Source organism: Stenotrophomonas maltophilia, from assembly GCF_006970445.1.
GTDB classification, from domain to species: domain Bacteria; phylum Pseudomonadota; class Gammaproteobacteria; order Xanthomonadales; family Xanthomonadaceae; genus Stenotrophomonas; species Stenotrophomonas maltophilia_AU.
In genome coordinates this window covers 609,757-625,956 of the sequence record NZ_CP033877.1, presented here as the reverse complement: position 1 = coordinate 625,956, position 16,200 = coordinate 609,757, and the positions used below count along the sequence as shown (strand labels likewise).

The following is a 16,200-nucleotide window of genomic DNA, read 5'->3' as shown; positions in this document are numbered from 1 at the left end:
CCGTTACAGCGGCGGCATCACCTGCAGGTCGCCGTCGACCAGTTCGATCGCCATCACCACCGCATCCTCGCGCCCCTGTGCGGCCGGGTAGTAACGCGGGCGGCGGCCGATCTCGTTGAATCCTTCGCTGTGGTACAGCGCCAGCGCCGGCGTATTGGACGGACGCACTTCCAGGAAGACGCGCTGTGCGCCGCGGTCGGCGGCCAGCTGCACCAGCGCGCGCAGCAGCTGGCGACCCAGCCCGCGCGACTGTGCGAGTGGATCGATGCAGATGTTCAACACGTGCGCTTCATCGGCGGCGATGCTGAGCACGCCGTAGCCGATCAGCAGGCCATCGCGCTCCATCGCCAGGCCGGGATAGCCGGCGCGCAGGCAGTCGATGAAGATGCCGCGGGTCCAGGGGAAAGGGTAGCCCCGCAGCTCGATCGCCATCACCGCATTGAGGTCGCTCTCGCGCAGCGCACGCAGGCTGACCGGGCCGGGCCGGGTCACCGCGCTCACGGCGCACCCCGCTTGCGCAGGGCACGCAGCTGCGGCCACAGCGCACGCTTGGCGGCCGGGTCGTGGCGCAGCTGGTCCAGCGGCCAGCTGTCCATCAGCACCTGGGTGGCCGGGTCGTTCGGGTTGCAGCCGGAGGCGCGCAGCAGTGCGATCTGCAGGCGATCCGGCAGGCGTACCACCGGCTGGCGTGCATTGCCGCTGGGCAGCGGGCGCTCAGCCGCCGGCACGGTATCCGGGGCGCTGACCGGCGTTTCGCGGCGCGGCGGTGCCGGGCGTTCCGCGCGGACTGCGGGCGCGGGCCCGGCGTGGTCGTCGCGCGAGCGCACGGCGGCCCGTACCGGTTCCGGCGGAGCGACGCTGGCCTCGGCTTCGGCCACGCTCAACTGCAGCGCGGCATCCAGCTCGGCGGCCAGCTGGCAGTCGTGATAGACGGTATAGCCCATGGCCTGCAGCCAGGCCTGCTGGGCCGGTGACCACAGCACGGGCAGGTCCTGGCTCACGCGGCCTCGGGCTTCTTGCGCAGGCGCTGCACGGCCCACATCACCGGGCCGGACAAGGCGTACAGGATGCCGACCGCGAACAGCACGCGCGGCAGGTCGATCACCGCGATGGCGATGGCCACCGGCACCAGTGCCAGCACCAGGAATGGCACGCGGTCCGAACGGGTGCCCTTGGCAGCACCGCCCTTGAAGCTCCAGAAGCGGATACGGCTGACCATCAGCAGCGCAGCGATGATCGTCACCGCCAGCGCCACATAGCGCAGCTGGTTGCCATCCCAGCCCAGGTTGCCATCGGCAAACGCCCAGACGAAGGACATCATCAGGCCCGCTGCGGCCGGGCTGGCCAGGCCGACGAACCAGCGCTTGTCGACCACCGCCACCTGCGTGTTGAAGCGGGCCAGGCGCAGTGCCGCGCAGGCCGCATACAGGAAGGCCACGGCCCAGCCGACGCGGCCGAGCAACGGATCATCGAACTTCAGCCACGACAGCGACCAGTGGTACATCACCAGCGCCGGGGCCATGCCGAAGCTGACCAGGTCGGCCAGCGAGTCGTACTGCACGCCGAATTCACTGCTGGTGCCGGTCAGGCGCGCCACGCGCCCGTCCAGGCCATCCATCACCGCCGCCACGAACACGGCGATGCTGGCGTTGACGAAATCCCCGTTGGCCGCGGCGATGATCGCGTAGAAACCGGCGAACAGGCCGGCGGTGGTGAACAGGTTGGGCAGCAGGTAAATCGTGCGCGAGCGCGGCGGCGGTGTGATCGGGTCCATGGAATCCAGTTTAATCGACTTGCCAGTGCTCGGCGCCAATGCTGCAATCGGCGTTCTACGCCCATTCCATGGAGTTTGCCATGCGTGCCCTGTCCTGCCTTGGATGCCTGCTGCTGTTGGCCAGTGCCAACGCCGTGGCCGGTCCCGTCTACAAATGGAAGGACGCCCAGGGCGTGACCCAATACTCGGAGACCCCACCGGCGGGCAAGAAGTACGAGACCCGCGAGCAGGCCCGCACCCCGCAGGCCGCGGCCAGCACCGAGACCCCGGCCGCCCCGGTTCCCGAGCAGTGCAGCACGGCCCGGGCCAACCTGGCCCTGCTGGACGGCGGTGGCCAGGTGATGCAGGACACCGATGGTGATGGCAAGGCCGATACCCCGTTGACCCCGGAGCAGCACACCGCGCAGAGGGGATTGGCCGAAGCCGCCATCAAGGCCTACTGCCCAGCACAGTGAGGGTTATCGGCAGGGCTTGCAGCCCTGCACCCACAGAGGCAACAGCAAGGGCAACAGCCGGCTCTGGGCTTTCCGTGCGTTTGGCGGGGCGGTGTGGGCTGGCAGGACACGCCGTAAACCCCGCTCCGCGGCGCGGCCCAGCCGCTGGCGGCTGTGCGTTCGGGCGCTTGCGAAGCAGTGCTTCGCAAGCAAAGCGCCCTCACCCATGGGGGCTCGATGGCGCCATCCATGGCGCCAACGGTCCTGCCACCCCACACCGCCCCGCCCCTGACAGACCGCTAGTGACGGTCAGTAGATCCACGCCATGCGTGGATGAAATCTGTCAGATCTCGAATTGAATCCGGGGTCAGATCCGTTTTCCTGCGGAAAACGGATCTGACCCCAGGGGCCATTCCGACAGCTCGCAGGAAACTGTCGAAGGCGGGGTGGGTCCGGTTGCGGGGGCGTGAGCCGCATGGATGCGGCGACCGAGCCTACATGGACGTATTCACGGCGCCCCCCGCAACCGGACCCACCCCGCCATCTCCCAGGAAACCCGTTCTTGCTGTTGCCGTTGCAGTTGACGTTGCTTCAGGCGGGTGCAGGGCGCAGCCCTGCCGATACCCCTCCCCCCGGCCGGGCTGGCAGAATAGACGTCTCTGCCGTTATCCGAAGCCGACGATGCGCCTCTCCCAGTTCCACCTGCACACCACCAAGGAAACCCCCAGCGACGCCGAGCTGACCAGCCATCGGCTGATGCTGCGCGCGGGCATGATCCGCAAGCTGGCATCGGGCCTGTACACCTGGTCGCCGCTGGGCCTGCGCGTGCTGCGCAAGGTCGAACGCATCGTGCGCGAGGAAATGGACCGGGCCGGTGCCGTGGAATTCCAGATCCCGACCATCCAGCCGAAGGAACTGTGGGAGCAGACCGGCCGCTGGCAGAAGTTCGGCCCGCAGCTGCTGAAGATCAAGGACCGCAAGGACCAGGTGTTCTGCTACAGCCCGACCGCCGAAGAAGCCGCCTGCGACTTCGCGCGCAGCGAGCTGTCCAGCTACAAGCAGCTGCCGGTGAACTTCTATCAGGTGCAGACCAAGTTCCGCGACGAGATCCGCCCGCGCTTCGGCGTGATGCGCTCGCGCGAGTTCCTGATGAAGGACGCCTATTCGTTCCACCTGCACGATGACTGCCTGGTGCGCGAGTACGAGAACATGAAGTCGGCCTACAGCCGCATCTTCACCCGCCTCGGCCTGGACTTCCGGATGGTGCAGGCGGACTCCGGCGCGATCGGCGGCGATGCCTCGCAGGAATTCCACGTGATCGCCGATTCCGGCGAAGACGCACTGGTGTTCTCCACCGGTTCGGACTACGCGGCCAACATGGAAGCGGCGATCGCTGCCGATCCGGCACCGCGTGCGGCCGCCACCGAAACGATGCGCAAGGTGGATACCCCCACCCAGAAGACCTGCGAGGACGTCGCGGCGCTGCTCGGCATCGACCTGCAGCGCACGGTGAAGTCGGTGGCGCTGATCGCCGGCGAAGGCAAGGCACAGCAGTTCGTGCTGGCGCTGGTGCGTGGCGACCATGAGGTCAACGAGATCAAGCTGGCCAAGGTCGCCGGCCTGGACGAGCAGCGCTTCGCCAGCGAGGCGGAAATCGCCGAGCACCTTGGCAGCGTGCCGGGCTTCCTCGGCCCGGTCGCCCCGGCCAAGGCCATCCGCGTGGTCGCCGATCGCGAAGTGGCGGCGATGGCCGACTTCGTCGTCGGCGCCAACGAAGCCGGTTTCCACCTGGCCGGCGTCAACTGGGGCCGCGACCTGCCGGAACCGGAAGTGGCCGACATCCGCAACGTGCGTGCTGGCGACCGTGCCCTGGACGGCGGTGAACTGAAGATCGCCCGTGGCATCGAAGTCGGCCATGTATTCCAGCTCGGCCGCAAGTACGCCGAAGCGCTGGATGCCACCGTGCTGGATGAAAACGGCAAGGCGGCGGTAATGGCGATGGGCTGCTACGGCATCGGTATCTCGCGCGTGGTGGCTGCCGCGATCGAACAGAACCATGACGATGCCGGCATCATCTGGCCGGACGCGATGGCGCCGTGGCAGGTGGTGGTGTGCGTGATCAACCCGAAGGGCGATGCTGCCGTGGCCGATGCTGCTGCCAATCTGCTGCAGGAGCTGCGCGGGGCGGGCCTGGACGCCGCACTCGACGACCGCGGCCTGCGCCCGGGCGCGATGTTCGCCGACATGGAACTGATCGGTATCCCGCACCGCGTGGTGGTCAGCGAACGCGGCCTGGCCGCCGGCACCTACGAGTACCGCTCGCGCCGCGCCACCGACGCAGAGAGCCTGGACAAGGCGACCCTGCTGCAGCGACTGCAGGGCTGACATGAAAAGACCGGGGCCTGCCCCGGTCTTTTTTTGCCTGCGCCAGCGCGGGCGGATATTGCAGCGGACATAATCCGGTCAAAATCACCGCAACGGCGTCGGCATGCCGCCACGGCATGTCCTGCCTGCATTTGTGCTTGGATTAATTCATCTCTATTCTGTCCGCCGACGCCATGGACTGGCTTGTCCCGTCCACACATTAGTTTCCGGAGTAACAGTAAATGAGCATTGACCTGACCGGCCTGTCGGCGCGCGAGCTGGGCGCACTGATCCGCACCGCGAAGAAGCAGCAGACCATCGTCGCCAAGCGCCGGCCGATCACCAAGGTTCGCGCCCAGCTGACCAAGCTGGCCAAGACCGAGGGTTACACCATCGAGGAACTGTTCGGCGACGCCCCGGCCCCGCGCGCGCGCAAGGTGGCCAAGGTCGCCAAGGCACCGTCGAAGACCGCTGGCCGCAAGCTGGGCAAGGTTGCCCCGAAGTACCGCAACCCGGCCAACCCCAAGGAAACCTGGACCGGCCGTGGCAAGCAGCCGCGCTGGATGGCTGAGCTGACTGCCAAGGGCAACAAGAAGCCGGAAGACTTCCTGATCAAGAAGGCCTGAGGCCGGATCGGGATGCAATGAAGAACGCCGGCGAAAGCCGGCGTTTTTTCATTCCCTGGAAAGGAAAGGGGTGTGGACCAACGGTCCACACCCACAGGAAGCAGCCCAGAGGGCGATTACAGGGTTTTGCGGGCCGGCATCAGCAGGTTGCCGAACAGCAGGCCCGCCACCAGCGCCATCACCACGTTGAGCACGGTCAGGAACACGCTCTGGCCGGCGCCCACGTCCTGCTGCTGGACCAGGGTCAGCACGCCGCGCAGGCTGGTGCTGCCGGGCACCATCATGATGATGCCGGGCAGGCGGATGATCGCGCCCGGACGCCCGACCAGGCGACCGAACAGATTGCCACCGGCGGTCAACAGCATTGCCGACAGGAAGATGCCGGCCGGCGCACCCCAGGCATGGCCGCCGAACTTGGAGATCGCATAACCGGCCACCGAGGCGGCGATCACCCACGGGTAATCGCGGCGGTTGGCCTTGAACAGCATCGCGAAGGCGAACGCTGCGGTCAGCAGCGAGCCCCACTCCACCCACGGCCCCTGCGGCCGCGTGGCCCGGATCACCGGATCCAGGCCGAGCACGTCGGCCAGGGTCACCGCGATCATCGCGCCGACGCTGAGCTTCATGATGGTGGTCAGTGCGCCGGCAAAGCGTGCGGTACCCGATACCCAGTGCTGGCTGGCCAGCTCGTTGACCGCATTGGTCAGCGACATGCCGGGCAGCAGCACCACCAGCGAGGCGATGATCACCGTGTTGAGGTTGAGCGCGCCGATGAACGACGCCACCAGGGTGGCGACCATGCCGGCCAGCAGCGCCGCCAGCGCCTCGGCCGCTTCGCGGGTGGCCGGGCGACGATCGGTGACCATGCCGAGCAGGCCGATCATCAGGCCGATGACACCGGCGGTGGCAATGTCCAGCCACGGCAGCTTCCACATCCCGGCCACGCCGGCTGCGCCGAGGCTGAACGACAGGATGGTGCGCAGCTTGCCGCGCCGGCCCGGATCCTTGTCCAGCTGGCGCAGTGCAGTGTGGCCCTGGGCGATGCTCATCCGCCCGTTGGACACTTCCTCGGCGATATGGTCGGCGACGCTGAGCTTGTGCAGGTCGTTCTCACCGGGCGCCAGGCGGATCACGCGGGTGATGTCGCTGGAGCCGATCGCCTGCGCCGGATCGCTGAAGCTGAGGATGATACCGGTGGGATTCGACCACGGTTCACAATCCAGATCGAGCTGGCGGGCCAGTGCCACCACCGCCGTTTCCAGGCGCTGGGCCGTGGTGCCATAGCTGTGCAGGCGTCCGGCGATCTCGGAAACAAAGGCCACGCGCTGTGCGTAGGTGGCCTGGGGCGTGGGGATCGTGTGAGCGTCTGCGGACATGCGCCGTAGTATTACCTACGCTGGGCCCCACCGGAGAAATTCATCCGAGTTCGACGCGAAGCCCGATACAGAACGGTTATGCTGCGATCCGAATGGCCCAAGTGACCCCGAACCACGCCCCCCAGCTCGAACAGGATGCCCACGACCCGGGCCTGATCCGCCTGTCCGGCACCTGGACCTTGAAGACCGCGCTGGCCGCGGCCGAAGTCCTGCACGGCGTTCCCGACAAACTGACCGGCATCGATGCCACCGGCATCGAACAGCTGGATTCGGCCGGCGTGCTGCAGGTGCTGCGCGTGGCCCATCGTGCCGATCTGCACGAAGACGCACTGCAGTTCCGCGCGGACCACCAGGCGCTGGTCTGCACCATCGAGGAAGTGGCCGACGACCGGCCCAAGCCCAAGCGCGATTTCGGCGTGCTGGCCGCGCTGGAACGGCTGGGCGTCAGCGTCCACACCACCGGCCACAACATCAAGGCGCTGTGCAGCTTCCTCGGCGAGAACCTGGTCAAGGCGGCGCGGCTGGTCAAGGAACCCCGCCGCTTCCGCCTGACCGCCACCGTGCACCAGATGGAGCAGGTCGGGCTGGACGCGGTACCGCTGGTGGCGCTGCTGTCCTACCTGGTCGGCGCGGTGATCGCGTTCCTCGGCTCGACCATCCTGCGCGACTTCGGCGCCGAGATCTACGTGGTCGAACTGGTCAACATCGCCTTCCTGCGCGAATTCGCCGTGCTGCTGACCGCCATCGTGCTGGCCGGCCGCACCGCCAGTGCGTTCACCGCGCAGATCGGTGCGATGAAGGCACGCGAGGAAATCGATGCGATGCGCACCCTGGGCCTGGACCCGGTCGACCTGCTGGTGTTGCCACGCTTGCTGGCGTTGCTGGTCACCCTGCCCCTGTTGACCTTCATCGCGATGGTCGCCGGCCTGGCCGGCGGCATCACCGTCGGCGCGTTCGACCTCGACATCCCGCCACAGATGTACATCGCGCGCATGCACGAGACGATGGAAGTGCGGCACATGCTGGTCGGCCTGTCGAAGGCACCCGTGTTCGCGCTGGTGATCGGCCTGATCGGCTGCCTGGAAGGACTGAAGGTCGAAGGCACCGCGCAGTCGGTCGGCGAGCGCACCACCTCCAGCGTGGTGCAGACGATCTCGCTGGTGATCATCATCGACGCCTTCGCGGCGTTGTGGTTCATGCACATGGACTGGTGACATGAGCACATCCGCCCTCCCCGAAACCCTCGACATGCGCGACGACGACGGCCACGAGCTGGCCATCCGCGTGCGCGGGTTGGTCAACCGCTTCGGCAGCCAGACCGTGCACGAAGACCTGGACCTGGACGTGCGCCGCGGCGAGATCCTGGGTGTGGTCGGCGGCTCCGGCACCGGCAAGTCGGTGCTGATGCGCTCGATCCTCGGCCTGCGCACGCCCGACGCGGGCCAGATCGAAGTGCTGGGCCGCGACGCGCGTGCCGGCGACGCCGAGAGCCGCCTGCACATCGAACGCAATACCGGCGTGCTGTTCCAGGACGGCGCCCTGTTCTCCTCGCTGACCGTGGGCGAGAACGTGCAGGTGCCGCTGAAGGAACACCACCGCGAACTGCCCGAGCGCTGGCACTACGAACTGGCGCTGCTGAAAGTGAAACTGGCCGGACTGCCCGCCGATGCGATCAACAAGCTGCCCTCGCAGCTGTCCGGCGGCATGCGCAAGCGCGCCGGCCTGGCCCGTGCGCTGGCGCTGGATCCGCCGTTGCTGTTCCTGGATGAACCGACCGCCGGGCTCGACCCGATCGGCGCGGCTGCTTTCGACCGCCTGATCAAGACCCTGCAGGAAGCACTGGGGCTGACCGTGTTCCTGATCACCCACGACCTGGACACGCTGTACGCGATCTGCGACCGGGTAGCGGTGATCGCCGACCGCAAGGTGGTGGCCAACGCACCCTTGCCTGACATCGAGAAACTGGATCATCCGTGGATCCAGGAATACTTCCACGGACCCCGCGCGCGCGCCGCGCGTGGCGAACAGATCGAGAGTGCCTGAGCCATGGAAACCAAAGCCAACTACGTGCTGATCGGCGCGTTCACCCTGATCACCGGCCTGGCCCTGCTGGCCTTCGGCCTGTGGGCCGCCAAGTACTCCTCCGACCGTACCTGGCAGGAGTACCGCGTGGTGTTCCGCGAAGCGGTGACCGGCCTGTCGGTGGGCAGCCCGGTGCAGTACAACGGCATCGCGGTGGGCTCGATCACCGAACTGAACCTGGTGCCGGACGACCCGCGCCAGGTGGTCGCGCGCATCCGCCTGAACTCCAACACGCCGGTCAAGACCGATACCCGCGCCAAGCTGGCGATCACCAGCCTGACCGGCCCGTCGATCATCCAGCTCAGCGGCGGCACGCCGCAGTCGCCGGCGCTGACCACCGTCAACAAGGATCCGGCACCGATCATCCCGACCACGCCCTCGGCGCTGCAGAACATCACCGACGTTGCCAACCGCATCGTCGAGCGCATGGACCAGATCCTCAGCGACCGCAACGTGGCCTCGATCAACGCGACGCTGGCCAACCTGGAGACGATCAGCGGTGGCCTGGCCGACCGTGACCAGGGCACGCAGGCGCTGCTGCTCAGCGCGCGCGACGCCGCCCGCAGCCTGGACACCACGCTGAAGACCACCAACGGCACCATCGAGCGCCTGGACAAGAACCTGGTGCAGCAGCTGCCCGGCATCATCGACAAGCTCGATGGCACCCTGGCCAAGCTCGATTCGGCCGCCGGCAACGCCGATTCGATCCTTGGCGAGAACCGTGCCGCGATCAACAGCTTTGCCAACGATGGCCTCGGCCAGCTGGGCCCGACGCTGACCGAACTGCGCGGCCTGATCCGCGACCTGCGCCGGGTCAGCGACCGCCTTGAGAACAACCCCGCGCGCTACCTGCTGGGCCGCGACGCACCGAAGGAGTTCGAACCCAAATGAGCCCGACCACCCTTCCGCGCCTGCTGCTGGCTGCTTCGATGGTCACCCTGCTGGGCGGCTGTTCCATCCTCGGCAGCAGCGAGAAAACCGCGGTGACGCTGTACTCGCCATCCGTGCAGGTCAAGGCGGACCCGGCGTGGCCACAGGCCAGCTGGCAGCTGGTACTGGCCAAGCCCAGCGCCGCGCGCATGGTCGACAGCCCGCGCATCAACGTGCGGCCGACGCCGTCGCAGCTGGAGATCTACAAGGGCGCCAGCTGGGCGCAGCCGGCCACCGACATGATCGAGGACACCCTGTTGCGCGGCTTCGAGGATTCAGGCCGCATCCGCGGCGTGGCCCGCAGCACCGCCGGCATCCGCGCCGACTACAAGCTGTCCACCGACGTGCGCCGCTTCGAATCGGATTACCAGGGCCAGGCCACGCCGACCGTGGTGATCGAGGTCAACGCCAAGCTGATCCACGTCGCCGACCAGCGCGTGGTGGCTGACCGCACCTTCCGCCAGGCGCAGCCGGTCGGCAGCACCGACGTACCGGCGGTGACCGCGGCCTTCGAGCGTGGCCTGCAGCAGCTGGCACAGGACATGGTGGGCTGGACGTTGCAGAGCGGGCAGGCCGACCAGCCGACCGTTGCGCGCTGATCGCCGCATTCGCCGGGCATGGCCCGGCGCTGCCGCCGCCAGATTCAGGTAGCACCGGTCCATGCCCGTCGGCGTTGCAGCAGGTGCGTGCGATAATCACAAGCCACGGCCCATTCCCTCGCTGATGCCCGCATCCGTCTCCATCGCCGTCTGTACGTACAACGGTGAGCGCTTCCTGCAGGAGCAGCTCGACAGCCTGCTGGCACAGACACGCCGACCAGACCAGATCGTGATCCGCGACGACGTGTCCTCCGATGGCACGTTGGTGCTGCTGCGGGCCTTCGTGCCACGCGCCGAGGCTGCGGGTATCTCGGTTGACCTGCAGGTCAATCCACAGAACATGGGTTATCGGCGCAATTTCGATGGCGCACTGCACGCCTGCACCGGCACGCTCATTTTCCTGTGTGACCAGGACGATGTCTGGCATCCCGACAAGGTCGCACGTTTCTGCACCGAGTTCGATGCACGCCCTGGCCTGCGCGTCCTGCACTGCGACGCTCGCTTGATCGATGATGCAGGTCAGCCCATGCCGCAGACCCTGTTCACCGCGCTGCACTACGGCGCCGCGCAACGGGCACGGATGCATGCCGGCGACGGGTTCCGATTGATGCTCAAGCGCAAGCTGATGACCGGTGCTGCAATGGCATTGCACCGGTCGGTCCTGACCGACGCACTTCCGCTGCCGGCATCGGGCTGGGTACACGACGCCTGGATCGGCACACTGGCTGCCATGCGCGGGGAGATCGACAGCCTTTCCGAGACGCTCATTGATTACCGCCTGCACAGCAACAATCAGTTGGGCCTTGGTGGCAACGATGCCACGCCACGCGCGGTACGACGCAAGCGCCAGTTGGAAAGCGAGCGGGTGGAATGTGGCCAGCTGCTGGAGCGCGCGCGCTCGCTCGGCTTTCCTGCTACCCAGCTGGCCTGGGTCGAACGCAAGCGACGTCATATCGCCGTGCGCACCAGCCTGCCGAGCTCGCGCCTGCGGCGTATCCCGGCAGTGCTGGGTGAACTGCTACGCGGCAACTACGGCCACTTCGGTCGCGGCGTGCTGTCTGCCGGCATCGATCTGCTGCGCGCCTGACACTTCGTCCCAGGATCAGCCGGGCTGGATCCACCGGAACGTCAGGTTGATCCGCTCTCCCTGCACCCGCGCCATCTTCGGCAGCGCGTGCTGGTAGAAGCGCTGGGTCTGCCCGGCCATCAGCAGCAGGTCACCGTGGCCAAGCACGAATTCAGCCTTGCGCGCCGGGTCGTCGCGTCGGCGCAGCAGGAAACGGCGCGCGGCCCCCAGGCTCAGCGAAGCGATCACCGGGGCCGGCCCCAGCTCCGGCTCGTCATCGCTATGCCAGCCCATGTAGTCACCCCCACTGCGATAGCGGTTCAGCAGCACGCTGTTGAAGTGGCCGTGTCCTTCGGCCTGCAGGTGCTCGCGCACGGCCAGCAACACAGGCGGCCACGGGTGCGGCACGAACTCGGCACCAGAGTAACGGTAGCGGGCATGCGGGTCGCCGATCCAGCAGCTCAGCCGTGGCGAGTCCACCCAGTTGCCGAACATGCGGATGCGGTGGACCTCCCACGGCACGCCGGCCTGCAGCGCCTCCATCAGCCGGTCGGCATCGGTCGCGGCCAGCCAGCCCGGCAGGTGCAACACATCGGCATCGGGCAGCGCATGGGGAAACAGCATGGCACCCCCTCAAGAAACAGGGCGGCCCTGGGCCGCCCTTGCACCTTCAGCCGCGAAGAAACGCGACGCCGGTCTTTTCCTGCAGTTCCTCATCACTGACACCCGGCGCGGCTTCCACCAGCAGCAGGCCCTTGTCAGTCACGTCGAACACCGCCAGGTCGGTAATAATGCGGTCGACCACGCCCACGCCGGTCAACGGCAGCGTGCATTCGGCCAGGATCTTGTGCTCGCCGTTCTTGGCGGTGTGCTCCATCAGCACCACCACGCGCTGCACGCCAGCGACCAGGTCCATCGCACCGCCCATGCCCTTGACCATCTTGCCGGGCACCATCCAGTTGGCCAGGTCGCCCTTGTCGGTCACCTGCATGGCACCGAGGATGGCCAGGTTGACGTGTCCACCACGGATCATCGCGAAGCTGTCGTGGCTGCCGAAGTAGCTGGCGCCCGCACGTGCAGTGACGGTCTGCTTGCCGGCATTGATCAGGTCGGCGTCGACTTCGGCGTCGGTCGGGAACGGGCCGATACCGAGCAGGCCGTTTTCCGACTGCAGCCACACGTCCACGCCTTCGGGAATGTGGTTGGCAACCAGCGTCGGCAGGCCGATGCCCAGGTTCACATAGGCGCCATCGGTCAGCTCGCGCGCCGCGCGTGCGGCCATCTCATCACGGGTCCACGCCATGTCAGTTGCCCTCCGCGCGGATGGTGCGCTGTTCGATTCGCTTCTCGGGATGCGCGTTGTGCACGATGCGGTGCACATAGATGCCCGGCAGGTGCACCTGGTCCGGGTCGATGGCGCCGACCGGCACCACCTCTTCCACTTCCACGATGCAGACCTTGCCAGCCATCGCACAGGCCGGGTTGAAGTTGCGCGCGGTCTTGCGGAACACCAGGTTGCCGGCCTCGTCGGCCTTCCAGGCCTTGACCAGCGCCACGTCGGCGCGCAGCGCGGTCTCCATCACGTAGTGCTTGCCGTCGAATTCGCGGGTTTCCTTGCCCTCGGCCACCACCGTGCCGTAGCCGGTGGCAGTGAAGAACGCCGGAATACCCGCGCCACCGGCACGCAGGCGCTCGGCCAGGGTGCCCTGCGGGTTGAATTCCAGCTCCAGTTCGCCGGCCAGGAACTGCCGCTCGAATTCCTTGTTCTCGCCCACGTAGGACGAAATCATCTTCTTGATCTGCCGCGTTTCCAGCAGTTGGCCCAGGCCGAAGCCATCGACGCCGGCATTGTTGGAGATCACGGTCAGGCCCCTGGCGCCGCTGTCGCGCAAGGCAGCGATCAGCGCCTCGGGAATGCCACACAGGCCAAAGCCGCCCACGGCCAGGGTCTGGCCATCGGCGACCACCCCCTGCAGGGCCTCCGCCGCACTGGCGAAACGCTTGCCGCGCTTGCCGCCGGTCGTTGCCGGGTTGCTCATCTACGCCCTCACCTCGTTGATGTAATCCAACCATTCTAGGCCAGCGCGCCGGCCGGTCACGTGGCGTTGCGGCATGGAAACGATTCCCATACCGAGCTGGCGGTACAATCAAGGGCTGTGCCCACATTGGACCTGATCGATGCCCCTGCCCGCCTTCAAGGCCTATGACATCCGTGGCCGCGTCCCGGAAGAACTGAACGAAGACCTCGCCCGCCGCATCGGCGTCGCCCTGGCCGCTCAGCTCGCCCCGGGCCCCGTGGTCCTGGGTCATGACGTCCGGTTGACCAGCCCGGCACTGCAGGACGCGCTGGCCGCCGGCCTGCGTGGCGTGGGCCGCGAAGTGATCGACATCGGCCTGTGCGGCACCGAGGAGGTCTACTTCCAGACCGACCACCTGGGCGCCGCGGGCGGCGTGATGGTGACTGCCAGCCATAACCCCATGGACTACAACGGGATGAAGCTGGTCAAGGAAAACGCACGGCCAATCAGTTCCGATACCGGCCTGTTCGCGATCTCCGACGCGGTGGCCGCCGATACCGGCGCCGCACAGCCACCGGTTGCGGCGCAGACCGCGCGCCACGACAAGAGCGCCTACATCGATCACCTGCTGGGCTACGTGGACGCCAGCAAGCTCAAGCCGCTGAAGCTGGTGGTCAATGCCGGCAACGGCGGCGCCGGTGCCATCGTCGACCTGCTGGCGCCGCATCTGCCGCTGGAATTCATCCGCATCTGCCATGAACCCGATGGCAACTTCCCCAACGGCATCCCCAACCCGCTGCTGCCGGAGAACCGCGCCACCACCGCCGAGGCCGTGCGCGAACACGGCGCCGACTTCGGCATCGCCTGGGACGGTGACTTCGACCGCTGTTTCTTCTTCGATCACACCGGCCGTTTCATCGAAGGCTATTACCTGGTCGGCCTGCTGGCAAAGGCCATTCTCGCCCGCCAGCCCGGTGGCAAGGTCGTACACGATCCGCGCCTGGTCTGGAACACAGTGGAAATGGTCGAAGCCGCCGGCGGCGTGCCTGTGCTGTGCAAGAGCGGCCACGCCTTCATCAAGGAGAAGATGCGCGCGGAAGATGCGGTGTATGGCGGCGAGATGAGCGCCCACCACTACTTCCGCGAGTTCGCCTATGCAGACTCCGGGATGATCCCGTGGCTGCTGATCGCCCAGCTGATTTCGGAAAGCGGACGTTCACTGGCCGACTGGGTTGAAGATCGCATGGCGGCCTATCCGTGCAGCGGAGAGATCAACTTCAAGGTGGCCGATGCCAAGGCCGCCGTGGCACGCGTGATGGAGCACTTCGCCGCGCAGGCGCCCGCGCTGGACTACACCGATGGCATCAGCGCCGATTTCGGCGACTGGCGCTTCAACCTGCGCAGTTCCAACACCGAGCCGCTGCTGCGCCTGAATGTCGAAGCCCGCGGTGATGCCGCGCTGATGCAGGCGCGCACCGACGAAATTTCCCACCTCCTTCAGCAATAACCAAGGAAGACCATGAGCATCATCCAGCCCGTCATTCTCTCTGGTGGCTCCGGCACCCGCTTGTGGCCGCTGTCACGTGAGTCCTACCCGAAGCAGTTCCTGCCACTGGCCGGCGAGCAGACCATGCTGCAGGCCACTTGGCAGCGGGTGGCCCCCATTGCCAGCCGTGGTCCGCTGGTGATCGCCAACGAGGAACACCGCTTCGTCGCCGCCGAGCAGCTGCACCAGGTCGGGGCCGAGCCGGCTGCGATCATCCTCGAGCCAATGGGGCGCAATACGGCGCCGGCCATCGCGGTAGCGGCATTGGAAGCGACCCGCGACGGCGCCGATGCGCTGCTGCTGGTGCTGCCTTCGGACCACGTGATCAGCGATGAAGCCACCTTCCGCAGCGTCGTCCAGGCAGCCACCAGTGCTGCCGAAGCGGGCAAGCTGGTGACCTTCGGCATCGTGCCCACGGGCCCTGAAACCGGCTACGGCTACATCAAGGCCGCCGACGGCCAGGGCCTTCGTGCCGTCGAACGCTTCGTCGAGAAGCCCGACCTGGATACCGCTACCGGGTACGTGGCCAGCGGCCAGTACTACTGGAACAGCGGCATGTTCCTGTTCAAGGCATCGCGCTACCTTCAGGAGCTGGAACGCTTCCAGCCGGAGATGCTCGCCGGCAGCCGCAGCGCATGGCAGCTGGCCCGCCGCGACACCGACTTCACGCGCCTGGACAAGGCCGCCTTCGCCGCCGTCGCCTCTGATTCCATCGACTACGCGGTGATGGAGAAGACCGCCGATGCGGTGGTGATCCCGCTCGACGCGGGTTGGAATGATGTCGGTTCGTGGACCGCACTGCGCGACGTCTCGCAGCAGGATGGTGACGGCAATGCCCACCAGGGCGATGTGATCGCCATCGACTGCCGCAACACCTACGCCTATGGCCAGCGCCTGGTGGCGATGGTCGGCCTGGACGATGTGATCGTGGTGGAGACCGACGATGCGGTACTGGTCGGCAAGGCTGACCGCATGCAGGAGGTCAAGACAGTGGTGTCACAGTTGAAGACCGAAGGCCGCAGTGAAGCGACCTGGCACCGCAAGGTCTATCGTCCGTGGGGCGCCTACGATTCGATCGACAACGGTGCCCGCTTCCAGGTGAAGCGGATCACGGTCAAGCCCGGCGGCACGCTGAGCCTGCAGATGCACCACCATCGTGCCGAACACTGGATCGTGGTCAGCGGCACCGCCGAGGTGACCCGGGGTGACGAGGTCATCCTGCTGAGCGAGAACCAGAGCACCTACATTCCGCTGGGCGTGACCCATCGCCTGCGCAACCCGGGCAAACTGCCGCTGGAACTGATCGAAGTGCAGTCCGGCAGTTACCTGGGCGAAGACGATATCGTTCGCTTCGAGGACACCTACGGGCGTAGCTGACGGGTTCA

Annotated in this window: 17 protein-coding genes; 10 read left to right on the top strand and 7 right to left on the bottom strand. The window is 66.9% G+C overall.

The features are described 5' to 3' along the window. Positions 1 to 3 precede the first annotated feature (3 nt). The 3 genes from rimI to pssA are packed head-to-tail and all read right to left on the bottom strand — an operon-like array spanning position 4 to position 1,774. A complete protein-coding gene (gene rimI / locus EGM71_RS02810; RefSeq protein WP_049414339.1) occupies positions 4 to 501 on the bottom strand; it encodes a ribosomal protein S18-alanine N-acetyltransferase in 498 nt (165 codons plus the stop codon). Further along, a complete protein-coding gene (locus EGM71_RS02805; protein WP_188487675.1) occupies positions 498 to 1,001 on the bottom strand; it encodes a hypothetical protein in 504 nt (167 codons plus the stop codon). The genes rimI and EGM71_RS02805 overlap by 4 nt, the downstream gene beginning before the upstream one ends. Continuing rightward, entirely contained in the window at positions 998 to 1,774 is a 777-nt protein-coding gene (gene pssA, locus EGM71_RS02800) for a CDP-diacylglycerol--serine O-phosphatidyltransferase (protein WP_005415206.1), read from the bottom strand. The genes EGM71_RS02805 and pssA overlap by 4 nt, the downstream gene beginning before the upstream one ends. 80 nt (positions 1,775 to 1,854) lie before the next feature. Here pssA and EGM71_RS02795 point away from each other — a divergent pair, with 80 nt between their 5' ends. The 3 genes from EGM71_RS02795 (at position 1,855) to EGM71_RS02785 (ending at position 5,198) form a co-directional block, all read left to right on the top strand. After that, entirely contained in the window at positions 1,855 to 2,229 is a 375-nt protein-coding gene (locus EGM71_RS02795) for a DUF4124 domain-containing protein (protein WP_188487674.1), read from the top strand. Positions 2,230 to 2,889: 660 nt separating this feature from the next. Beyond that, positions 2,890 to 4,593, top strand: a complete 1,704-nt coding sequence (locus tag EGM71_RS02790) for a proline--tRNA ligase (RefSeq protein WP_188487672.1) — start codon at positions 2,890 to 2,892, stop codon at positions 4,591 to 4,593. A gap of 221 nt (positions 4,594 to 4,814) precedes the next feature. After that, positions 4,815 to 5,198, top strand: coding sequence for an H-NS family nucleoid-associated regulatory protein (locus tag EGM71_RS02785; RefSeq protein ID WP_005415203.1), 384 nt, complete (start codon positions 4,815 to 4,817; stop codon positions 5,196 to 5,198). 116 nt (positions 5,199 to 5,314) lie between these two features. On the opposite strand, the gene EGM71_RS02780 is transcribed toward EGM71_RS02785, so the two are convergent. Further along, positions 5,315 to 6,574 carry a threonine/serine ThrE exporter family protein gene (locus EGM71_RS02780; protein ID WP_014035912.1) on the bottom strand — a complete coding sequence of 420 codons (1,260 nt, stop codon included), beginning with the start codon at positions 6,572 to 6,574 and terminating at the stop codon, positions 5,315 to 5,317. 92 nt (positions 6,575 to 6,666) lie between these two features. Between EGM71_RS02780 and EGM71_RS02775 the strand changes: the two genes are divergently transcribed. The 5 genes from EGM71_RS02775 to EGM71_RS02755 all read left to right on the top strand — a co-directional run bounded on the left by EGM71_RS02775 (position 6,667) and on the right by EGM71_RS02755 (position 11,272). Then, positions 6,667 to 7,788, top strand: coding sequence for an MlaE family ABC transporter permease (locus EGM71_RS02775; protein ID WP_075675419.1), 1,122 nt, complete (start codon positions 6,667 to 6,669; stop codon positions 7,786 to 7,788). A 1-nt stretch (position 7,789) separates the two neighbouring features. Beyond that, positions 7,790 to 8,617, top strand: coding sequence for an ABC transporter ATP-binding protein (locus EGM71_RS02770; RefSeq protein WP_188487670.1), 828 nt, complete (start codon positions 7,790 to 7,792; stop codon positions 8,615 to 8,617). Positions 8,618 to 8,620: 3 nt separating this feature from the next. Continuing rightward, positions 8,621 to 9,547 (top strand): MlaD family protein, encoded by a 927-nt coding sequence (locus tag EGM71_RS02765; RefSeq protein ID WP_014035909.1) that lies wholly within the window; start codon positions 8,621 to 8,623, stop codon positions 9,545 to 9,547. Further along, complete coding sequence (locus EGM71_RS02760; RefSeq protein WP_049443087.1) at positions 9,544 to 10,185, top strand: ABC-type transport auxiliary lipoprotein family protein; 642 nt, start codon at positions 9,544 to 9,546, stop codon at positions 10,183 to 10,185. Before EGM71_RS02765 ends, EGM71_RS02760 begins: the two co-directional genes overlap by 4 nt. 124 nt (positions 10,186 to 10,309) lie before the next feature. After that, positions 10,310 to 11,272: a glycosyltransferase family 2 protein gene (locus EGM71_RS02755; protein WP_188487668.1), complete on the top strand. Its 963-nt coding sequence runs from the start codon at positions 10,310 to 10,312 to the stop codon at positions 11,270 to 11,272. 15 nt (positions 11,273 to 11,287) lie between these two features. Here the strand turns inward: EGM71_RS02755 and EGM71_RS02750 are convergent, their stop codons facing one another. Genes EGM71_RS02750 through EGM71_RS02740 form a run of 3 tightly spaced genes read right to left on the bottom strand, consistent with a single transcriptional unit; the run spans position 11,288 to position 13,290 of the window. Beyond that, positions 11,288 to 11,875: an alpha-ketoglutarate-dependent dioxygenase AlkB family protein gene (locus EGM71_RS02750; protein WP_188487666.1), complete on the bottom strand. Its 588-nt coding sequence runs from the start codon at positions 11,873 to 11,875 to the stop codon at positions 11,288 to 11,290. Positions 11,876 to 11,921: 46 nt separating this feature from the next. Then, positions 11,922 to 12,554 (bottom strand): CoA transferase subunit B, encoded by a 633-nt coding sequence (locus EGM71_RS02745; RefSeq protein WP_049443084.1) that lies wholly within the window; start codon positions 12,552 to 12,554, stop codon positions 11,922 to 11,924. Position 12,555: 1 nt separating this feature from the next. Then, positions 12,556 to 13,290 carry a CoA transferase subunit A gene (locus EGM71_RS02740; RefSeq protein WP_188487664.1) on the bottom strand — a complete coding sequence of 245 codons (735 nt, stop codon included), beginning with the start codon at positions 13,288 to 13,290 and terminating at the stop codon, positions 12,556 to 12,558. A gap of 139 nt (positions 13,291 to 13,429) precedes the next feature. On the opposite strand from EGM71_RS02740, the gene EGM71_RS02735 reads away from it, so the two are divergent. Together EGM71_RS02735 and EGM71_RS02730 are read left to right on the top strand one after the other, a co-directional pair. Continuing rightward, a complete protein-coding gene (locus EGM71_RS02735; protein WP_188487662.1) occupies positions 13,430 to 14,776 on the top strand; it encodes a phosphomannomutase in 1,347 nt (448 codons plus the stop codon). Between the two features lie 12 nt (positions 14,777 to 14,788). Beyond that, the gene (locus EGM71_RS02730; RefSeq protein WP_135966961.1) at positions 14,789 to 16,192 is read left to right on the top strand and encodes a mannose-1-phosphate guanylyltransferase/mannose-6-phosphate isomerase; all 1,404 of its coding nucleotides are present in this window, start codon (positions 14,789 to 14,791) and stop codon (positions 16,190 to 16,192) included. Positions 16,193 to 16,200 lie beyond the last annotated feature (8 nt).

Bases quoted from the DNA above. Each gene is read 5' to 3' on its own strand.
- pssA (WP_005415206.1), bottom strand. From the start codon at position 1,774: ATGGACCCGATCACACCGCCGCCGCGCTCGCGCACGATTTACCTGCTG.
- EGM71_RS02795 (WP_188487674.1), top strand. From the start codon at position 1,855: ATGCGTGCCCTGTCCTGCCTTGGATGCCTGCTGCTGTTGGCCAGTGCC.
- EGM71_RS02790 (WP_188487672.1), top strand. From the start codon at position 2,890: ATGCGCCTCTCCCAGTTCCACCTGCACACCACCAAGGAAACCCCCAGC.
- EGM71_RS02785 (WP_005415203.1), top strand. From the start codon at position 4,815: ATGAGCATTGACCTGACCGGCCTGTCGGCGCGCGAGCTGGGCGCACTG.
- EGM71_RS02780 (WP_014035912.1), bottom strand. From the start codon at position 6,574: ATGTCCGCAGACGCTCACACGATCCCCACGCCCCAGGCCACCTACGCA.
- EGM71_RS02775 (WP_075675419.1), top strand. From the start codon at position 6,667: ATGGCCCAAGTGACCCCGAACCACGCCCCCCAGCTCGAACAGGATGCC.
- EGM71_RS02770 (WP_188487670.1), top strand. From the start codon at position 7,790: ATGAGCACATCCGCCCTCCCCGAAACCCTCGACATGCGCGACGACGAC.
- EGM71_RS02765 (WP_014035909.1), top strand. From the start codon at position 8,621: ATGGAAACCAAAGCCAACTACGTGCTGATCGGCGCGTTCACCCTGATC.
- EGM71_RS02760 (WP_049443087.1), top strand. From the start codon at position 9,544: ATGAGCCCGACCACCCTTCCGCGCCTGCTGCTGGCTGCTTCGATGGTC.
- EGM71_RS02755 (WP_188487668.1), top strand. From the start codon at position 10,310: ATGCCCGCATCCGTCTCCATCGCCGTCTGTACGTACAACGGTGAGCGC.
- EGM71_RS02750 (WP_188487666.1), bottom strand. From the start codon at position 11,875: ATGCTGTTTCCCCATGCGCTGCCCGATGCCGATGTGTTGCACCTGCCG.
- EGM71_RS02745 (WP_049443084.1), bottom strand. From the start codon at position 12,554: ATGGCGTGGACCCGTGATGAGATGGCCGCACGCGCGGCGCGCGAGCTG.
- EGM71_RS02740 (WP_188487664.1), bottom strand. From the start codon at position 13,290: ATGAGCAACCCGGCAACGACCGGCGGCAAGCGCGGCAAGCGTTTCGCC.
- EGM71_RS02735 (WP_188487662.1), top strand. From the start codon at position 13,430: ATGCCCCTGCCCGCCTTCAAGGCCTATGACATCCGTGGCCGCGTCCCG.
- EGM71_RS02730 (WP_135966961.1), top strand. From the start codon at position 14,789: ATGAGCATCATCCAGCCCGTCATTCTCTCTGGTGGCTCCGGCACCCGC.